Here is a 19,081-nt window from a genome sequence, read left to right as displayed (position 1 = left end):
CACGGCGGGCCGGGGACACGATGGAGACCTAGTTAGTAGGGACGTTGGACTATTGACACCGCACCCATCGAGACTGTCCAATCTGGCTACTTTCCAACGAAGGGACGCCGTCATGCCCATCTCCCGCAGGGGATTCCTCGTCGCGGGTGCCGCCGGCGCCGCGGCCGTCGCGACCCAGGCCGTCCCCGGCGTCGCGTCCGCCGCTGGCCGCGAGCGGTACTCGTGGCGCAATGCCGAGATCGTCGGCGGGGGCTTCGTGCCGGGCATTGTCTTCAATCAGACCGAGCCGGGCCTCGCCTACGCCCGCACCGACATCGGCGGGGCGTACCGGTGGGACAGGCGCCGGGAGCGCTGGGTGCCGCTGCTGGACTGGGTGGGCTGGGAGCAGTGGGGCTGGACCGGCGTGGCCAGCATCGCCACCGACCCGGTCGAGACCGACAGGGTGTACGCGGCCGTCGGCACGTACACCAACGACTGGGACCCGAGCCCCGGCGCGATCCTGCGCTCCCGCGACCGCGGCGCCACCTGGAAGGCGAGCCCGCTGCCGTTCAAGCTGGGCGGCAACATGCCCGGCCGGGGCATCGGCGAGCGGCTGGTCATCGACCCGAACCGCAACAGCGTCCTCTACCTCGCCGCCCCGAGCGGGAACGGCCTGTGGCGCAGCACCAACTCCGGCGTCGCCTGGGCCAAGGTGGAGAGCTTCCCGAACGTCGGCAACTTCGTGCCGGACCCCAACGACGTCGGCGGCTACAACGGCGACAACCAGGGCGTACTCTTCGTGGTCTTCGACCCGAGGACCGGTGGCCGCAACCGCGCCACGAAGACCATCTACGTCGGCGTCGCGGACACCGGGAACATCCTGTACCGCTCGACGGACGCGGGCGCGACATGGGAGCGGGTCGCCGGCCAGCCCACCGGCTACCTCCCGCACAAGGGCGTCCTGGACCACGAGGGCGGCTTCCTCTACCTGGCCACCTCGAACACCGCCGGGCCGTACGACGGCAGCAAGGGCCAGGTGTGGAAGCTGGACACCGCCACCGGCGCGTGGACCGACATCACCCCGATGCCGCACGACTGGTGGGAGGCCGAGGTCGGCTACAGCGGCCTGACCATCGACCGGCAGAACCCGGGCACGCTCATGGTCGCCACGCAGATCAAGTGGTGGCCGGACGTCATCTTCTTCCGCACCACCGACGGCGGCGCCACCTGGACGCGGTCGTGGGAGCTGGGCAACTGGCCCGAGCGCAACGACAGGTTCACCATCGACATCACCGAGGCGCCCTGGCTCACCTGGAACAACACCCCGGCCCTGCCGGAGAGGGCGCCCAAACTCGGCTGGATGACCGAGTCGCTGGAGATCGACCCGTTCAACTCCGACCACCTGCTCTACGGCACCGGCGCCACGATCTACGGCACGGACAACCTCACCGACTGGGACGCCGGGGGCACCATCCAGATCTCCGTGCGCGCACGGGGCCTGGAGGAGACCGCGGTGCTCGACCTCATCAGCCCGCCGGTCGGGGCGCAGCTCATCTCGGCGGTCGGCGACGTTGGCGGCTTCATCCACAGCGACTTCACCAAGCCCGGGCTGATGTTCGCCAACCCGACGTTCGGCTCGACGACCAGCCTCGACTTCGCCCAGCTCCTGCCCTCCACCATCGTGCGGGTGGGCAACCCGAGCGGCAGCTCCATCCACTTCGGCATCTCCACCGACGGCGGGGCCACCTGGACCCCGGCCGGCGCCGAGCCCGCCGGCGTCACGGCCGGCGGCAACGTGGCGGTCAGCGCCGACGGCACCCGCGTCGTCTGGTCGCCCGACGGCGCCGCGCCGCACTACTCGGCCGACGGCGGCGCGACGTGGACCGCGGTGTCCGGCCTGACCGGCGGCGTCGTGCAGGCCGACCGCGTGTCGGCGACGTTCTACGCGTACTCGGGTGGGGTTTTCCATACGAGCACCGACGGCGGGGCGAGCTTCGCCGCCACCGCCGCCGCCGGCCTGCCGGCCAGCAACGTGCGGTTCGCGGCGGTGCCCGGGGTTGCGGGCGACATCTGGCTCGCGGGCGGTTCCGCCACCGGCGAGTACGGGCTGTGGCACTCGACCGACGGCGGCGCCACCTTCGCGAAGGTCGCGTCGGTCGAGGAGGCCGACAACATCGGCTTCGGCAGGCCCGCGCCCGGAAGGTCCTACCCGACGCTGTTCAGCAGCGCGAAGGTCGACGGCGTGCGGGGCATCTTCCGCTCCGACGACAAGGGCCGGCGCTGGACGCGGGTCAACGACGACGACCACCAGTGGGCGTGGACGGGCGCGGCCATCACCGGCGACCCCCGCGTCTACGGCCGGGTCTACGTGGCCACCAACGGCCGCGGCGTGATCGTCGGCGACCGTAGGTAGCTGCCGCGAGTGCGCAACGGGCGGGCACCCCATCGGGTGCCCGCCCGCTCCGCGTTGTCGCCGGACGGGTGGTGCGACACGCGGACGGGGGTCGCCCGTCGTGGTGACTGATCCGGTTACAGCGCGTTAGAGCCGATGTGGCCGCCGTTGCGGCGGCCCGGGCGGTGCGTCGTTGGACGCGGCACCCGATCGGCGACCTGTGGGGGCGCGATGGCCGGCGGCGGCAGCAGGACGGTGGGCCGACGCGCCATCGGTTCCGCGCCCCGCTCGGTGGGTGTGGACGCCGTGCGGGTCATCGGCCTGGTGGCCGTCGTCGCCGGCCACGCGTACGAGGGGGGTCTGCGGTCCGCGCTGTATCCGTGGCACGCGGCGGTCTTCTTCGTGCTCAGCGGGTACCTGTGGACGTCCGCGCGGCCGTTTGCGGCCGAGGTGCAGCGCCGGGTCCGGTCGCTGGCGCTGCCGTATGTGGCGTGGCTGGCGGTCATCGTCGTGGTCCTGGTCGTCTGGCAGATGGCCACGGGGAAGCCGGCGGCCGGGCTGCCGGGGACGCTCCTGGACGGCGAGCCACCGTTGCAGGGATGGTGGTTCGTCACGGCCCTCATGGCGGCCTGCCTGCTGTACCGGCTGGCTGAGCGGGTGCCGTGGCGCTGGCGCGGGCTGATCGTCGCGGCGGCGTTGGCGGCGGCGTATCCGGTCGGTCCCGCGATCGCGGCTGTGCCGCTCTCGGTGGGTGTGGCTGTGCCGTGTGTGGCGTTCGTGTTCGCCGGCGACGCGCTGCGTCGCTACCGGTCGCGGGTGTCGGCGCCGTTGCCGACCGGTGCGCTGCTGGTGCTCGTCGGGGCGGTGGTGTTCGCGGCCGGGCTGAGCCCCGTCCTCGACCTGTACAGCGGCCAGCTCGGCACGCCGGCGCTGGGGTTCGCCGCGGCGGCCGCCATCTCGGTCGGCCTGGTCCTGATCGGAGAGGCGTCCGTCGACCGGCTGCCCGTCCGGGTGCGCGCCGCCATCGTCCAGCTCGCCGCCGCCGGCATCGTTGTCGTGCTCACCCACTCCGCGGTGTTGTGGCTGCTGAGCGAGCACGAACCGCCGCACCTCGCCGTCGCCGTCGCCGTGGTCCTGCCGTGGCTCGCCGGCCTTGTGCTGGCCCGTACCCGTCTGGCGGTTCTCACCAACGGTTCGGGCCCGCCGCTCGTCCGGCTGCGCCGGCTGCCGGTCCGGGCGCCCATTCCGGGTCACCGCCCCGTTTCGTAAGACGATCGTCCTTAAGGGATTCGTGCAGCCTCTGCGCCCCCTGGCAGGCGCAACTGCCGCACGAATCCCTTGTGGATGATCCGGTCGGCAACCGCTCGGTCGGATAGCCGGTGCCGCAAGCCGACCACGATCGCTAGAGTACGGACGGCACCACACTCGGTGACGGCCAGCGGGAGGGCGCGTGTCGGACGCTCCGGCGGTGATCATCACGGGTGGCCGCGGGTCGATCGGCCGTGCGACCGTGGCCCGCCTCGCCGCGCGGGGCTGTCGCGTGGTGGCCCTCGACCGCGAGCCGCTACCCCCGCAGACCGCCGCGCTGGTGGCCCACGAGCTGACCGTCGACCTGCTCGACGACGCGGCCGTGGGGGCGGCCCTCGCCACGGTGGACGAGACGCCGAGCCACGTGATCGGCATCGCCGGCGGCGGCGACGCGGAGGAGCTGTCCCAGGCCGACCCCGCCACCGAGGCGCTCGACATCTTCGCCCGGGTGGTGGCCGCCAACCTGCACATCGCGTTCGTCACCATCCGGCACACGGTGCCGCTGCTGCGCCGGGCAACGGGCAGCCGGTCCATCACCCTGGTCGGCTCCATCAACGCCTACGGCGGGTACGGCGCGCCCGGTTACTCGGCCGCGAAGGCCGGGCTCAGCGGCCTGGTGAACGCGCTCGCCACCCCGCTGGGCGCGGAGGGCATCTCGATCAGCTGCGTCGCGCTCGGCACGGTCGACACCGACAACCTGCGCCACCTCGACGAGGTGCGCGGCCTGACCTACCACCCCGACCGGATCGCGGCCCGCGCGCCGCTGCGGCGCATCCTCACCCCCGACGAGGTCGCCGCCGCCCTCGTCGCCTTCGCGCTGGACACGCCGGGCCTCACGGGCACCACCGTCACCCTCGACAACGGACAGACCCGCATCCGATGAGCATGCCGCGACGACTGCGCGTCCGGCTGCGGGCCGCGTTCGCCGAGGTCGGCGACGACCTCAACCGGTCCGCCAACGCCCTGCTGGTCGGGCTCGTGGCCGGCCTGCTCGGGCTGCTCATCTGGCTGGGCGCCACCTCGGCGCAGGCCAGCGGGGCGACCAAGGGCTTCCTCCCGCTGCTGCAGGACCAGGCGGTCAGCGCCGTCACCCTGGCCCTCATCGGTGTCGCCGCCTGGCTCGGCTTCCGGCTGCGGTTCCGGGACGCGAAGCTGCGCTATCTGCGCCCGTACCGGCGCGCGAACGGCGCGGCCGACCCGTCGCACGAGACGCTGGTGCGCGCCGTCCTCGACCACCTGACCGCGGTGCGCCCGCGCCGGTCGCTGCTCGTCATCGCCGAGCCCGACCGGTTCGCCGAGCTGACCACAGCGCTGCCCCGGCTCATCGCCCGGCGTGGGCTCGTGCCCGTCGTCGTGGATGTGTCCGATGTGGATGGCGCGGTCCGGGTGCCGGCCCTGAGCCGGGAGGCGTTCGTCAGCCGGCTGGCCAGCGCGACCGGCGACGAGGTGCGGGCGCAGCGCGTGTTCACCCGGGAGGCCGACCGGGGCAAGATCGTCGTCCTGGTGGCCGGGCTGGACCGCGTCGCGGCCGCCAAGCCGCGCGCCGCCCGCCGGGCGATCGTCGAGGAGCTGCTGCGCAGCTGCGTCGAGGAGCGGCTGCCGTTCGTGGCCGCCGTCGCTGACGAGCTGGCGCCCCGCATCAGCGAGGTCGCCTCGGTCCGGATGGGCCGCACGGTCGACCTCGCCGGGCTGCGCGCGACGTTCCGCGCCCGGCTCGTCGACCGTGGCGTGCCCGACGACCCGGCGCTCGCGGCCGCGGTCCGGCAGGCGTTCGCCCTGCGCGACCCGACCACCGACCCCTGGTACCTGGCGCGCGCCGCCGACGCGGTGGTGGCCCGGCTGCGCGCGGGCCAGGAGCCGGGCGAGGCGGTCCGCGCGCTGTTCGCCGCGCCCCGCGCCTACGTGCGGCAGTTGGGTTGGCTGCGGGAGGCCGCGCTCGGCGGCGAGCACGACCTGGCCGGGGCCCGATCCTCGGCCGTGCTGCGGTCGCTGGCCGCCGTCGGCCGGCTGGCCCACCACCGGCAGGAGGTCACCGTCCGCTGGCGCGACGCCGCCGGCCAGCTCCCCCCGGCCGACGAGCTGGCCTTCGCGGCGGCGGTGTCGACGCTGTCCCGGCGCGGCGTGCTCACGCTGGGCGGGGACATGTCCGACCCGGAGCTGCGCTTCGCCCATCCGGACTGGCTCGCCTTCGCCGGCGCCGTGGGCCTGCGGCTGGACCCGGACGCCTGGGCGGGCCTGCTCACGGCCGGCGCGCCGTCGGCCACGACCGGCGCGCTCACCGCCGCCCTCGTGCTGGAGGGCACCGACGCTGCCTCGTTCGTCGCGGTGCTGCGCGACCTGAAGCGCGGCGAGACCGGCGACGTCACCCTCGACATGATCACGGCTGTGGTCGTCGCGTTGCAGCACCTGGGCGTGCGGCCCCGGTACGGCCCGCCGGAGGTCGCCGCGCTGGACCGCGCCTGGCGGGCCGCCACCGACCAGGCCAGGCTGCAGTTCGTCGCCGCGGCCGAGGCGCACCCGGCCCTGGTCCGCTACTTCTGGGGCCAGGTCGTGCCGCCGCGTTTTCAGGTCAACTCGTACCGGCTGCGCCGCGCCGTCTGCGCCCGGCTGGCCGGCATGGGCCCGGTCGCCTGGCGGCAGCTCGCGGACCCCTGGCGTGCCCTGGTCACCGGCGCGGACGGCGCCGACCTCAGCGCCGTCGCGCGGCTGACGAAGACGGACTGGGTGCGCGTGGGCCTGCCCCTGGCGTCGGCCGGCTGGATTCTGCCCTCGCTCGCCGATCACCTCACGGGCGCCGACCAGCGCGCGTGCCTCGCGCTCATCGAACGCGTCCGGGAGATCTTCACCGCCCCCTACGGCCCCGACCCCGGCCTGGAGATCTCGCTGGCCGAGGGGTTCAAGTTCGCCAGCGTCGCGCGCGGGGTGGCCGCCCAGGCCACCGAGCCGCCGTGGCTGGACGAGGCCCGGGCGCTGCTCGGCGTGGCCCGTTCCTGGACCAGCGAGCAGGTGCTCTGCCAGGCCATGGCGCTAGCGGCGGCCGACGGGTTCGCCTTCGCCGCCCGGCACGCCGCCCGCGACACCCACCCGTTCGTCCGCGAGGCGGTCGCCCTCGCGGCGCGCGCCCGCCGGGAGGCGGCCACGACCGCCTCGTCGCGGGAGTGGACCATCACCCGCGACATCTGGTTCGACGACGTGGCGGCGCTGGAGGACGGCGGCTTCCACCTCTCGCCCGAGGCGCACCGGCTGCTCGCGCTGTCCACGCTGCTCATCGACCTGGCCGAGGGCTCGCAGGACCTCGCCGCCCGCGCGCACGCCACGGACGGGGCGCCCGACCGGGTCAGCGCCGAGGTGCGCGACGGGGTGCGCGCCCGCGAGCTCGCGCTGACCGCGAACACGCTGCCACGCTGCTTCGTGTCGTCCGCGCACGCCGCGACGATGCTCGACGTGGACTGCGACTGCGCGTTCGACCTGTGCGGCGCGAAGATGCGCGGGCCGGTCGGCCACCGGCAGATCTCGAAGGCGTTCGCGCGGCGGGCCGAGGTGACCGCCGGGCAGCGCCCGGTGCAGCGCGGCCGGCGGCCGTTCGCCCGCCGGGCGCTCGGCCACCTGTGGCAGCGGTGGGACGACTGAGCTAGCGGACGCCCCGCGCCAGGTACGCGCCGATCTTGGGGTTGACCTGCCAGCGCCACACGCCGTCGAGCTCGCTCAGCACCATGTCGTGGCTCCACTCCTGCAGGTGCGCCTCGTGGACGTTGCCGTTCTCGGGCCCCTGCGGGTACTCCACGATGGGAATCGACAGCGCCACGAAGCGCGCGTGCGCGCGGGCGGTCGCCCACACCCCACGGGCGTCGTCGAGCGTCAGGTGCTCCAGCACGTCGCCGAGGATCACCACGTCGTACGCCATGGGCCAGGCGAAGTCACGGATGTCGGCGCGGTGGATGACGTCGTACTTCGCGTGGAGCGCGAACCGCTCGACGTACGGCTCGAAGATCTCCACGCAGCTCCACGACGCGCCGGGCGTGAGCGCGCGCAGCAGGTTCGAGTAGGTCCCCATGCCGGCGCCGACGTCGAGCACCGTCGCGGGTCGCAGTCGGGGGATCTCGTGGGAGATCCAGGCCTTGCCCTCGATACGGCTTCTCGGCATGCTCCGCCCTCGCGTTGGAACCGGATTCCGTTGTGGCACAAGCTTATCGGACCACCCGCTTGCGTCTAGTACTATATCTGTTACAGTACTCCATGTGCTTGAGGAATTGAACGTGGACGACGCCTTCGCCGCGGACATGCTGCGCGGACACACGGAGACGATCGTCCTGTCCGTGCTGAGCCGCGGCGACAGCTACGGATTCGAGATCTTCAAGACCATCCGGGACGCGACCGGCGGCGCCTACGAGATCAAGGAAGCGACGCTCTACGCGAGCTACCGGCGGCTGCTCAAGGACGGCCTCGTCGAGGCCTACTGGGGCGACGAGACCCAGGGCGGCCGCCGGAAGTACTACCGCATCACCGACGCGGGCCGGGCCGTCTACCACGCCAACGTGCGCACGTGGACCGTCACGCGCGGCATCATCGATTCCTTGCTCGACCTGGGAGGGCGACCGTCATGAGGGTGATCGAAACGGGACTGGAGATCCACCGGTTGCTCGATGAGGCGTTCGCCGGCATCGAGGTCACGCCCGAGGTGCAGGACCTTAAAGAGGAGATCCGGGCCAACCTCGTGTCCCGGGCCGGCGAGTTCGCCGAGGCCGGGCTGGCCCCGGGCGAGGCCGCCCGCCGCGCCATCAATGAGCTGGGCGACATCCGGGCCGTCGTCGACGAGACGACGTCGATCTCCAGCGGCATCCCGGCCTGGGAGCGCCACCGCGTCCGCCCGACTCCGGCGTTCGTGGTCCGCACGGTCGTCCTGTCCCTGGTCGGGGCCGGCGCGCTCGTCGTGGCGGCGCTGCCCTTCCTCGGCGTGGATCTCGCGCTCGCCGGGGCGCTCGCGGCCGTCGCGGTGGCGGCGGTCGTCGGCGGGTTCATCGTCGGCGACGCGCTGCGCCAGGAGACCACGACCAACTACCCCGTGCCGGGCCGCCCTGCCCGGGCGTACGGCGTGGCGGCCGGCCTCGCGCTCGCCGGCGCCGGCGCCGGCGCGCTGTGGTCGCAGGGCCTCGCGCTGGCGTGGCTCGTCGGCGGCGTCGCCCTGTTCGTGGCGGCGATCGTCATCTTCGCGCAGCTCGGCGCCACCCAGACCAACCGGCACAAGCCGTGGGTGGTCCAGTGGGGCGCCGAGCACGGGGACCTGGCCGACAACTTCTCCGAGGACCCGGCGGCCGCCGCCCGGTTCGGCATCTACACGGCGTCCATCTGGATCGCGGCGTTCGCCGCCTTCGTCGTGCTGGGCATGACGGTCGGCTGGGCGTGGTCCTGGCTCACGCTGGTCGCCGCCCTGGTGGTCATGATGCTCGTCCTCGCCCGGATGCTGTTCGGCACCCGGGTCAGCTCCGCAGGATGACGAGCTGCCGGGTCGCCCGGGTCATCGCGACATAGCGGTCGACGGCGCCCTCGATGCCCCCACCGAACCGCTCCGGGTCGACGAGCACCACCAGGTCGAACTCGAGCCCCTTCGCGAGCTCCGGGGTCAACGACCGCACGCGGGGCGTGGCCGCGAACATCGGATCCCCGATGACGCAGGCCAATCCCTCGTCGTGCGCGGCGAGCCAGGCGTCGAGGATCGACCGCAGCTCCGCCACCGACCCGTGCCGGACGGGCAGGCCGTTGCTGCGGATGGACGTCGGCACGTTCGCGTCGGGGAGCGCGGCCCGGATGACCGGCTCCGCCTCCGCCATGACCTCCGCGGGCGTGCGGTAGTTGATGCTCAGGGACGCCAGGCTGATCCGGTCGAGCCCGATCCGCTCCAGGCGCTCGCGCCACGACTCGGTGAACCCGTGCCGCGCCTGGGCGCGGTCCCCGACGATGGTGAGGCTCCGCGACGGGCAGCGCAGCAGCAGCATCTGCCACTGCGCGTCGGTCAGCTCCTGCGCCTCGTCCACCACGACGTGCGCGAACGGGCCGGCGAGCAGGTCCGGCTCGGCGTTGGCGAACGCGGCCCCGTCGACCAGGGCCTCGTGGAAGTCCTCGCCGCGCAGCATCGTGACCAGACCCATGCCGTACTCGTCGTCGGCGGCCTCGATGAGGTCGTCCACGACGCGGTCCATGCGCTCGCGTTCGGCGGCGAAAGTGGCCTCGTTGCGCCGCCGTCGCCGGGACGCCTCCGGGTCGCCGAGCCGCTGTCGCGCCGCGTCCAGGAACGGCAGGTCCGACGCCGTCCACGCCTGCGCGTCGTCGCGTTGCAGGGTCCGGATCTCGTCCGCCGTCAGCCAGGGCGCGCACCGGCGCAGGTAGGCCGGCACCGTCCAGAGGTCGCCGACGAGGTCGGCCGCCGCGAGCAGTGGCCAGGCGCGGTTGAACGTCGTGACCAGCTCCCGGTTGCGGGCCAGCGACGCCCGCAGCCGGTCCGCCGGGGCGTCCCCGTCGTCGTGCTTGTCGATCAGGATGGTGAGCAGCGCCTCCCAGATCTGGTCGCGCGCGTCGTTGTGCGGCGTGCCCGGGTCCGGCGCCCCGAACGCCTCGGCCCAGTCGTCGGCGGTCAGCCGGATGTCCGACCAGTGCGTCGCGATCGTCATCGGCGCGGTGGGCGCCTCCTCGTAGAACCGGACGGCCGCCTCGACCGCCCCCACCAGCCGCGCGGACGACTTCAGCCGCGCCACCTCCGGGTCGGCCTCCTCGGTCGCGCGGGCGCCCTCCGGGACGAGGTCGCGCACGGTGCACGTCTGGACGCCCTCCTCGCCGAGGCTGGGCAGCACGTCCGACACGTACGTCAGGTAGGGCTGGTGCGGGCCGACGAACAGCACCCCGCCCCGGCGGTGGCCGAGGCGCGGATCGGCATAGAGCAGGTACGCGGTGCGGTGCAGGGCGACGACCGTCTTGCCCGTGCCCGGGCCGCCGTCCACGACGAGCGCGCCCGACGAGCCGGCGCGGATGATGGCGTCCTGGTCGGCCTGGATGGTGCCGAGCACGTCGCGCATCCGGGCCGACCGGTTGCTCCCCAGGCTCGCGATGAACGCGGACTGGTCGTCGAGCGCCGCGCGCCCCTCCAGCCCGTCCGGGGTGAACACCTCGTCCCAGTAGTCGGTGATCCGGCCGCGCGTCCACCGGTACCGGCGGCGGCTCGTCAGGCCCATCGGGTTGGCGTGGGTCGCGCCGAAGAACGGCTCCGCGGCGGGGGAGCGCCAGTCGAGCAGCAGCCGCCGGCCCGCGCCGTCGGTCAGCCCGAGCCGTCCGATGTAGACGGGTTCGGGGTCGTCCGTGCGAACCATGTGCCCGAGGCACAGGTCCAGGCCGAAACGGCGTAGCGTCCGCAGGCGGGCGGTCAGCCGGTAGATCTCCTGGTCGCGGTCCATCGCCGCCTGGCCGATGCCGCCCGCCGCCCGGCGCTCGGCCTCGAGACGCTCGGACAGGCTCGCGATAGACCCCGCCAGGCTGGCCGCCATGGCCGCGAAATGCCGCTCGTCGTCGGCGATCAGGTGCGGATCGGCTTTGGCCGCGAGGCGCTCGGGAAGATCGAAAGCACTGGTGGTGAGCGGATTCATAGCGGCAGCTCCGAACGGTTCGTCCCGCACTCCCCGGCCCATGTTTGCGCAGGTGGCCGGGCTTCGGCCGCCCATTCTGCGCTAACACCCCGGTCTTGCCGCAATCCCCCCAGTGCGGTATATGTTGGAAGTGGCGGGGGGAGCGGATGCTCCCCCATTCCTCGTCGCCGGGCTCCTAGCATCCCGGGCCATGGGGGACCTTCTACTCAAGCTCATCGTTGTGTTGGGCATGTTCGTCGTCGTGCCGATCGGCCTGCGACTCATCGACGACTCACCGGCCTGGCTCCGCCGCGCGTGGCCGGTCGGCGCGGCCTGCGGCGCGGTGTCGCTGTGGCTGCCGCGCGGCCCGGCCGCGGTCGTTTTCGCCACGGGGTACGCCCTGGTAGCGCTTCTTCTCGCGACCCGCGCGCCGGTGCGTCTGGCGCGGCGACGCAGCCTGGCGCCCGCCGAGATCGCGGTGCTGACCGCCCTGGCGGGCCCGGCCATCGCCGCCAGCGCGCTGGTCGCCGAGCGGGCCGGCTACCGCCTGTTCGGCTTCGGCCCGACCACGCTGTCGCTCACCGTCGCCCACTTCCACTTCGCGGGCTTCGCCGCCGCGCTGATCGCGGCCCTCGTGTGCACCTCGATCGGTTCCGATGTCCGCGCCCGCCTCGCCGGCCTGTGCGTACCGGCCGTCATCGGCCTGGTCTTCGTCGGCTACTTCATCGGCGATGCCGTCGAGCTGGCCGGCGCCGTCGTGCTCACCGCCGGCATGTGGCTCGTCGCCTGGGTGACCTGGCACCAACTGCGCGCAACCGCCCCGGACCGGCTCACCGGCTGGCTGCTCGGGATCTCCTCCGTGACCCTGGCCGCGACCATGCTGCTGGCCCTGGACTGGGCGCTCGGCCACGTCGTACCGGTGCCCTACCTGCCGCTCGACTGGATGATCGCGACCCACGGGCTGGCCAACGCGCTCGGCTTCACCCTCTGGGCCTCCTCGCCTGGCGCCGCCTCGCCACCAGACCGTCGGCGTAACAAGTCGCCGCAACGGCGTCACTGCACGAATGCTGAAACGCTGTGGAACCTGTGCGGCACGTTTGGTGCAATCCGGAATGTGACGTCACCTGGTGCCTGTCTCGACGTCGCGTGCTGGTGTCGTGACAATCAAGGTCGGCGTTTCGTGTACCAGGGTGGAGCTGGGCTACACCCTGGTACACGAAACCGCGATCAACGCGCGCGCACCCTGCGCGTTCATCCACCAGATGGCGATCATGACGGCGTTGCTGTCATCGACTTCGCGATAGGGCCTAGACCCACAGATAAAGGCCGTATCCGGTGCTCAGTCTCGGGGCGGCCCAAGCGAAGAACTCCTCGACCCAGGTATCGCGGGCGTGGATGTCCGCCGGTGGCGCAGGCGGGCGCGGCGCCTTGAGAGGGCGGCGGGGACGGTCCGGTTGAACGCGCGGATGGCTTCGCCGGCCAGCGCGACGTGTGTCGCCAGTACCCGGGAATGGTTTTCTTGGTCGGGCGTTGGGGCGTCGTCGGTCCTTGTGGCCGGCGGCTCGCCCGGGGGCGGGATCGCCGGTGTGGCGGGTAGTGCGCGTGCCCGGGCGCAGGTGTCGTGGAAGCGGTCGGTGCGGGTCCAGGCGTTCGATCTCGTCGTCGCGTGGTCGACGTGGTGGAGCAGGGGTCGCCTGGGCCTCGGTCAGCTGTTGCGCCGCTTCGTGGGCGGCGAGCCTGGCCAGGTAGTGGCCGAGGTAACCGGCGGTTGTCTCCGTGTACCACCATTGCCAGCGGTCGACGGCCCGGCGGGCGTCGTCGGGTAGGAAGGTCCGGTAGGCCGCCGCGCGCCAGTCCGGCGGGAAGCGGGGATTGGCGCCGATCACCGCCGTGCGGAAGCAGGGCCAGTGCCCGTTCTCTGTGACCGGGATGTCGAGACGGGCGGGGAGCTGGTCCTCGACATCCGGTGCGGAACCCTGGGCCCTGCTGAGCGCGCGGAGTTCGTCCAGGTCCGCGCCCGGGCGCGGGCGCGCCGGAACCCGGTCGATGCCCACGTGTCACATTCTGCCGGGCCGCGTCGTCCCAGTGGCGAGACCTTTGGGGGGACGTACATGCGTAAAGCCTTTGCCGGACTGGCGGTCCTGCTCGTGCTCGTCGTGGTGGCGGAGTTCTACTTCGCGGCGAGCGGCGGGTTCAGCGACGCGCCCCGGTCCGAGTCGTACCGGCCGCACCACGTGCTCGGGTACGTGCTCTTCCTGCTGCCGTTGGTGATGGCGGTCGTGGCGGCGGTGGCCCGGCTGCCCAGGCGGCTGGTCGGCCTGTCCGTGCTGGTAGCCGGGCTGACGTCCGTGCAGGTGGTGATCGCGAAGGTGGCCCTGGCGCTCAACGACACGGTCGGTCCGGCCGTCTTCGGGTTGCACGCGGTCACCGCCCTGGCCCTCCCGGCGGTGGCGTGGCTGATCGTCCGGCAGGCGCTGGCTCTGGCCAGGCCCGCGACGGCGGATCCGGCGCGGTGACGTCGCCCGCCGGGCAATGCGCGAAGGCGGCACATCGGCCGGGCGGCTCGGGTGTACTGGTGGTGGTAGTGCGACAAGACCGCCGGGAAACCGCAACGAGGTCGGCCGAATGTTCGCGAGGCGACTCGTCACGTCCGTCAGCCTGTTAGCCGTGGCCGCGACGCTGGCGTGCACCCCACGGCCCGGCACGCGCCTGCCGGTGTCGGGCGGCGCCGAACTGCCGGCGCCGGCCGGTCTGTCGGTGACCGCGGACTCGCAGGGTCTGGCCGTGTCGGTCGGCTGGCAGGGCGTGGACGGCGCGGCGGGCTACCGGGTCTACCGGGCGACGGCTGCGGCCATGGTGGCCGACGACACGACGCTCCTCGCGGCGACATCCGTCCCGTCGTGGCGTGACGACCGGGCGACCGCCGGACAGACCCTGTACTACCGGGTGCGGGCGGTGGACGCGGGTGGTGTCGCCGGTGCCGCCTCGGCGGCCGCCATGGTCACCACGTCCGACGGCATGGCGGACAGTCGCGCCCGGGCCCTGGCCTGGCTGAACGGGCAGCAGGAAGGGGCGCAAGGGTTCCGGACCACGTTCGACGGCACCTACGGGCCCGCCTACAAAGGTCGGGTCGAAGGTCGCGTCGCGGACCTCGACGAGCTTCCGCCGGTGATCACCGCGCCGTACGTCGCCTTCTCCCAGGCGTACTCCAGCGGTTATGTAGGCCCGGTGAGCGGGACGTGGGGGAACGTGGCACCGCGGACGCAGTACCGGGTCGACGTGTACTCCCGGTCCGACGTCGACTACCTCCAGGGGTCGTTCGCCCTGCGGGCGGACGGCACGTGGACCAGCGGCAAGACCAGGGTCCGCGCGGGGGCGAAGTCCGCCCGCCTGGTCCGGGTCGCGGACAACGCCCAGGTGGCGCGCTCGGGATGGCCCCGGAGGGTCGTGTCCGGCGTCGCCGTCGAGGTCTACACCCGCGTCGACACGGACCGCCACCTCGCCACGGTGCCGCTCGGCGCGGACGGGACGTTCGCCGCCGACGGCATCGACGCGGGGGGCGGGCGGCTGACGGCGCGCCTGGCCAACACGGCCACCGGCCGCGCCCTCAACTCCACCGAGTGGGCCGGCGACGTGGGTTATCCGAGCCTCGTCAGGTCGTTCACGATCCCGTTCAACGATCCGGCGTACGGGTACGCGGGCGGGGCGGTCCGGGGCGGCTTCCGGCCGGAGCAGCGCTCGTGGATCTACGACGACGCGCTGGCGGTCTTCGCCTTCACCGCCACGGGTCAGCGGGACCGGGCCGGCGGGATCCTCCGGCAGTTGGCGGACCTGCAGCAGGGCGACGGCGCGCTCGCGTTCTCCTACGACGTCCGCCGCGGGCAGCCGTTCGACCAGTACATCCGGTCGGGCGCGTTGGCATGGGTGGGCAGCGCCGCGCTCGCCTATGAGGAGAGCACCGGCGACCTTGCCCACCGGTCGCTCGCCGTGGGCGTCGGCGAGTACCTGCTCAGGCAGCAGGTGAGCCCCACCAACGGGTTCGATCCCAGCGACCAGCGGTTCGGCAGCGTGCTCGGCGGCTACGGCCGTTATGACGAGAACTTTGTGTTCGTCGCGGGCCCGATCGCCTGGGCGAGCACCGAGCACAACATCGACGCGTACTTCCTCCTCCGTGACCTCGGCTACCTGACCGGCGACGACCGGTACGCACAGGCCGCGTCCATGGTGAGGCAGAGCCTGCTGACGCATCACTGGAACAGTGCGGAGGAGCGGTTCAACCAGGGCGTGTCCGGTGCGGGACCGGACACCGCCGATGCCCTCGACCTCGGATCGTGGGGAGGCCTGTTCCTGCTCGCGGTGGGCGAGCGGACGAAGGCGGAGCGGTCCGCGCAGTACGTCGGGCGGTTCCGGGTGACGGGCGCGGACATCAGGAGGTCCAGCGACCCCGGCTCGTTCAACGAGACCTACACCAGCGCCGGCCCGATCGACGGCTACCAGCCGTACGGCCGGGGGTACGACGACCCGCCCCGGGTCGTCTGGGCGGAGGGGACGCTGGGCGCCGCGCTCCTGAGGCTGCGACTCGGGCACGACATCAGCGCCGACCTGCAGAGCATGCGACGCCTTCAGGCCGCCGATCCGGCGGGTGGGTTCGTCCAGGTGACCCAGGGGAGGGCGGCCCCGCCGTACGAGTTCCACGTCTGGCCGTCGGTCGCCGGCACCGCCTGGGCCGTGCTGCTGACCCGCGACCCCGGCCTGCTGTGGCGGCCCGACCGGCGGTGACGCGGCCTCACCAGCCGCGGGCGCGCCACTCGGGCAGCGACGGCCGTTCCGCGCCGAGCGTGGAGTCGTCGCCGTGGCCCGGGTAGAACCAGGTGTCGTCCGGCAGCCGGTCGAAGAGCTTGTGCTCGACGTCGTTGATGAGCTGGGCGAACCGGTCCGCGTCGCCCTGGGTGTTGCCGACGCCGCCGGGGAACAGTGCGTCGCCCGTGAACAGGTGCGGCGTCCCCGCCGGGTCGCGGTAGACCAGGGCGACCGACCCGGGCGTGTGGCCCACCAGGTGGATCACCTCGAGGACGGCGTCGCCGACGCGGACCTCGTCGCCGTCGCGGAGCGTGCCGGACACGGTCGGCAGCTCCGCGGCGTCGGCCTCGTGGGCCAGGCTGCGCGCGCCGGTCGCCGCGACGACCTCCTCGAGCGCGAACCAGTGGTCGTAGTGCTGATGGGTGGTCACCACCGTGGCCAGCCCGGCATCGCCGATCAGCCCGAGCAGCCGGTCGGCGTCGTTCGCGGCGTCGATGAGCAGCTGCTCCCCGGTCCCGGCACAGCGCAGCAGGTACGCGTTGTTGTCCATGGGCCCGACAGAGACCTTGGTGATAGTCAGGCCCGGCAGCTCACGAACCGCCCCGGCCCCGCCCGGCTGCACATGCCCGCTATACGTCATCCCCCGACCCTATCCCTCCACCCGCCTACCCACTCCCCTCCAACGCCGCTCCGCCCGCGTGGAGGTGACCGTGCGTCCGGTCGGGCGGACGCGTGCGTCCCGTCAGATGTGCGCTTCTGGCGAGTGGCGGGCTGAGCGTTTCGCCAGATGTGCCCATGTGGCGGGGTTGTTGGCGTGCTCGCCCGCCAGATGCTCACAGTTGGCGAGGCCAGGGGCCATCGACGCCGCCAACTGTGAACATCTGGCGAGGCCAACCGCGACTGACGTCACCACATGTGCACATCTGGCGGACCGTGGTGCGCCCCACCCCGCTACGTGTGCGCATCTGGCGACCTCCTCCCAGCCCACCCCGCCAGATGTGCACATCTGGCGAGAGGACTTGTGCGCGAGCGAGGCCACGGCGTGCGAACGGGCGAGCAGGCGGGTCGCGCGGAGCGCCGGGTGGCCGGGTGGGGCGGCGTGGCCAGCGGTGCGGGTGTGGCGTGCGGCACGTGGCTGGCGAGGGTGACGTGCGGAAACGACCCAGGGCCGAACGATATTCGGTTTCCCGGCGTGCGTCGGACGCTTACCGTCGTCGGCAACGGGGAATCGTCCCGATCGGTGAACGACCGACCTAACGGTGAGAGGAGGTGGGCCACATGTCCGTAACGACCGATCACGGTGCCAGCGCCCCCTCCAGCGCGCCGGTGCCCTGTCGCGGCTGTCCCGCAGCGTCCGACTGACACCCCGCACGTGCCGCCGACAGGTTCGCGCACACCCCTCGATGACAAGGATCTCCGATGACGTTCGATCTGGCGTCCCTCGGTTGGGACGACGCTTACGCAGCCGTTTTCGCCCCCGTGAACCGGGCCGACGCCCGACCCGGCCGGGTCACCCGCGTCGACCGGGGCGCCTGCACGGTGATCAGCCCCAACGGTGCCGAGCGCGCCACGTTCGCGGGCACCTTACTGGCCGCGGCGCGCCGGGACCCGGTCGCGCTGCCCTGCGCGGGCGACTGGGTCGTCCTGCGGGCCTGGCCGGACCGCCGCACGACCGTGGAGGGCGTCCTGCCGCGCCGCACCGCGATCGTCCGGTCCGCCGCCGGCACCACCTCACACCAGCAGATCCTCGCCGCCAATCTGGACGCCGCCGCCGTCGTGGAGCCGGTGGACCCGGAGCCCGACCTCGGCCGCATCGAACGCATGCTGTCACTGGCGTGGGCGTCGGGCGCGCAGCCCCTGGTCATTCTGACGAAGTGCGACCTCGCCGCGGACCCCGCCGCGATCGCGGCCCAGATCGGGGAGATCGCGCCGCGCACGCCGGTGTACGCGGTCAGCACCGTCACCGGCGACGGGCTCGAGCGGCTGCGCCCGTTCGTGGCGCCCGGCCGCACCCTGGGTCTGATCGGCCGCTCGGGCGCGGGCAAATCCTCGCTGGTCAACGCGCTCGCCGGGGCGACCGTCATGGGCACCCAGGAGATCCGCCGGATGGACGGGCGGGGCCGGCACACCACGACCTACCGCGCGCTCATCCCGATCCCGGGCGGTGGCGCGGTGCTCGACACCCCGGGCTTACGCGGCGTCGGCCTCGGTGTCGACGACACCATCGACGGGCTCGACGCCGCTTTCGACGACGTGGCCACGCTCGCCGCGCGGTGCCAGTTCGGCGACTGCCGTCACCTCGGCGAGCCGGGGTGCGCGGTGGCGGACGCGCTGGCCGTGGGCGAGCTGACCAACCGGCGCCTGGAGAGCTGGCAGCGACTGCATCGCGAGATCGCCGTCGAGACTCGCCGCAACGATGTCCGCCGGATGGCCGACGAGCGGGCAAGGTGGAAGCGTAAGGCGCAGGCCCAGCGGCCGCGGGGGGTCCGTCCCTGACCTGCGCGGAACGGGGGCGACGATGGTGGCGCAGCAGTTCGGCCCGGCCGACGCGCAGACGCAGACGTTGCCCGTCGTGCCCGCGGCGCCGCCCAACGACCCGCTCGGCTGGCGTGACGTGCGGCTGTCCCGCGAAGCGGTCGTCGAGGGCGACGAAGCGCTGCCGGTCAGCCGTACCCGCCTCATGATGGTTTTCGGGGTGTTGGCGGTGACGGCGCTGACCACGGTGGTCGCCCTGACCCGTGGCTCGGAGCACCCGGCCGGTCCGGCAACCGTCGGGTCCGCGTTCGGTGACGGTCCGAGCTTCGGGAGTACGCCGCAACGCGCGCCGATCGAGGCGCCACCGCCGCCGCGACCGTCGGCGGAGCATCCGGGTCCGACGCGGCCGTCGGCCGACGGGGCGTCCCGCGTGGCGCCCGCGCGGGAGGCGGCCGACCGGGTCACCCGTTCGCCGGCGCGCGTGTCGGTGTCGCCGGTGGCGCCCCGTCCGGGCGGC

The 19,081-nt window shown here is 73.2% G+C and carries 14 protein-coding genes; 11 read left to right on the top strand and 3 right to left on the bottom strand.

The features are described from left to right. Positions 1 to 112: 112 nt before the first annotated feature. From ABD211_RS13015 to ABD211_RS13000, 4 genes are all read left to right on the top strand, one after another. The gene (locus ABD211_RS13015; protein WP_344130014.1) at positions 113 to 2,392 is read left to right on the top strand and encodes a sialidase family protein; all 2,280 of its coding nucleotides are present in this window, start codon (positions 113 to 115) and stop codon (positions 2,390 to 2,392) included. 210 nt (positions 2,393 to 2,602) lie between these two features. After that, complete coding sequence (locus ABD211_RS13010) at positions 2,603 to 3,640, top strand: acyltransferase family protein (RefSeq protein ID WP_344130012.1); 1,038 nt, start codon at positions 2,603 to 2,605, stop codon at positions 3,638 to 3,640. A 181-nt stretch (positions 3,641 to 3,821) separates the two neighbouring features. Further along, positions 3,822 to 4,562: an SDR family oxidoreductase gene (locus tag ABD211_RS13005; RefSeq protein WP_344130010.1), complete on the top strand. Its 741-nt coding sequence runs from the start codon at positions 3,822 to 3,824 to the stop codon at positions 4,560 to 4,562. Further along, positions 4,559 to 7,309 (top strand): hypothetical protein, encoded by a 2,751-nt coding sequence (locus ABD211_RS13000; protein ID WP_344130006.1) that lies wholly within the window; start codon positions 4,559 to 4,561, stop codon positions 7,307 to 7,309. The genes ABD211_RS13005 and ABD211_RS13000 overlap by 4 nt, the downstream gene beginning before the upstream one ends. Before the next feature lies 1 nt (position 7,310). Here ABD211_RS13000 and ABD211_RS12995 read toward each other — a convergent pair whose 3' ends face one another. Further along, entirely contained in the window at positions 7,311 to 7,823 is a 513-nt protein-coding gene (locus ABD211_RS12995) for a class I SAM-dependent methyltransferase (protein WP_344130003.1), read from the bottom strand. Between the two features lie 94 nt (positions 7,824 to 7,917). On the opposite strand from ABD211_RS12995, the gene ABD211_RS12990 reads away from it, so the two are divergent. Then, positions 7,918 to 8,283 carry a PadR family transcriptional regulator gene (locus ABD211_RS12990; RefSeq protein ID WP_344130000.1) on the top strand — a complete coding sequence of 122 codons (366 nt, stop codon included), beginning with the start codon at positions 7,918 to 7,920 and terminating at the stop codon, positions 8,281 to 8,283. Then, a complete protein-coding gene (locus ABD211_RS12985) occupies positions 8,280 to 9,173 on the top strand; it encodes a permease prefix domain 1-containing protein (protein ID WP_344129997.1) in 894 nt (297 codons plus the stop codon). Before ABD211_RS12990 ends, ABD211_RS12985 begins: the two co-directional genes overlap by 4 nt. Here ABD211_RS12985 and helR read toward each other — a convergent pair. Continuing rightward, the gene (gene helR, locus ABD211_RS12980) at positions 9,157 to 11,310 is read right to left on the bottom strand and encodes an RNA polymerase recycling motor ATPase HelR (protein WP_344129994.1); all 2,154 of its coding nucleotides are present in this window, start codon (positions 11,308 to 11,310) and stop codon (positions 9,157 to 9,159) included. The two genes, ABD211_RS12985 and helR, sit on opposite strands and share 17 nt — an antisense overlap. 190 nt (positions 11,311 to 11,500) lie before the next feature. Here helR and ABD211_RS12975 point away from each other — a divergent pair, with 190 nt between their 5' ends. From ABD211_RS12975 to ABD211_RS12965, 3 genes are all read left to right on the top strand, one after another. After that, the gene (locus ABD211_RS12975) at positions 11,501 to 12,721 is read left to right on the top strand and encodes a YndJ family protein (protein WP_344129991.1); all 1,221 of its coding nucleotides are present in this window, start codon (positions 11,501 to 11,503) and stop codon (positions 12,719 to 12,721) included. Positions 12,722 to 13,400: 679 nt separating this feature from the next. Continuing rightward, positions 13,401 to 13,805 carry a DUF6220 domain-containing protein gene (locus ABD211_RS12970; protein WP_344129989.1) on the top strand — a complete coding sequence of 135 codons (405 nt, stop codon included), beginning with the start codon at positions 13,401 to 13,403 and terminating at the stop codon, positions 13,803 to 13,805. A 151-nt stretch (positions 13,806 to 13,956) separates the two neighbouring features. Beyond that, the gene (locus ABD211_RS12965) at positions 13,957 to 16,068 is read left to right on the top strand and encodes a hypothetical protein (protein WP_344129986.1); all 2,112 of its coding nucleotides are present in this window, start codon (positions 13,957 to 13,959) and stop codon (positions 16,066 to 16,068) included. Between the two features lie 7 nt (positions 16,069 to 16,075). On the opposite strand, the gene ABD211_RS12960 is transcribed toward ABD211_RS12965, so the two are convergent. Beyond that, a complete protein-coding gene (locus ABD211_RS12960) occupies positions 16,076 to 16,729 on the bottom strand; it encodes an MBL fold metallo-hydrolase (RefSeq protein ID WP_344129984.1) in 654 nt (217 codons plus the stop codon). Between the two features lie 779 nt (positions 16,730 to 17,508). On the opposite strand from ABD211_RS12960, the gene rsgA reads away from it, so the two are divergent. Both rsgA and ABD211_RS12950 read left to right on the top strand, forming a co-directional pair. After that, the gene (gene rsgA, locus ABD211_RS12955; RefSeq protein ID WP_344129982.1) at positions 17,509 to 18,585 is read left to right on the top strand and encodes a ribosome small subunit-dependent GTPase A; all 1,077 of its coding nucleotides are present in this window, start codon (positions 17,509 to 17,511) and stop codon (positions 18,583 to 18,585) included. 22 nt (positions 18,586 to 18,607) lie between these two features. After that, a partial coding sequence (locus ABD211_RS12950) for a hypothetical protein (protein ID WP_425560400.1) occupies positions 18,608 to 19,081 on the top strand: 474 nt, incomplete at its 3' end.

It is taken from the genome of Luedemannella flava (assembly GCF_039528515.1).
GTDB lineage: Bacteria > Actinomycetota > Actinomycetes > Mycobacteriales > Micromonosporaceae > Luedemannella > Luedemannella flava.
The sequence above is the reverse complement of the archived record's forward strand: the minus strand, read 5'-3'. Positions and strand labels throughout refer to the sequence as shown.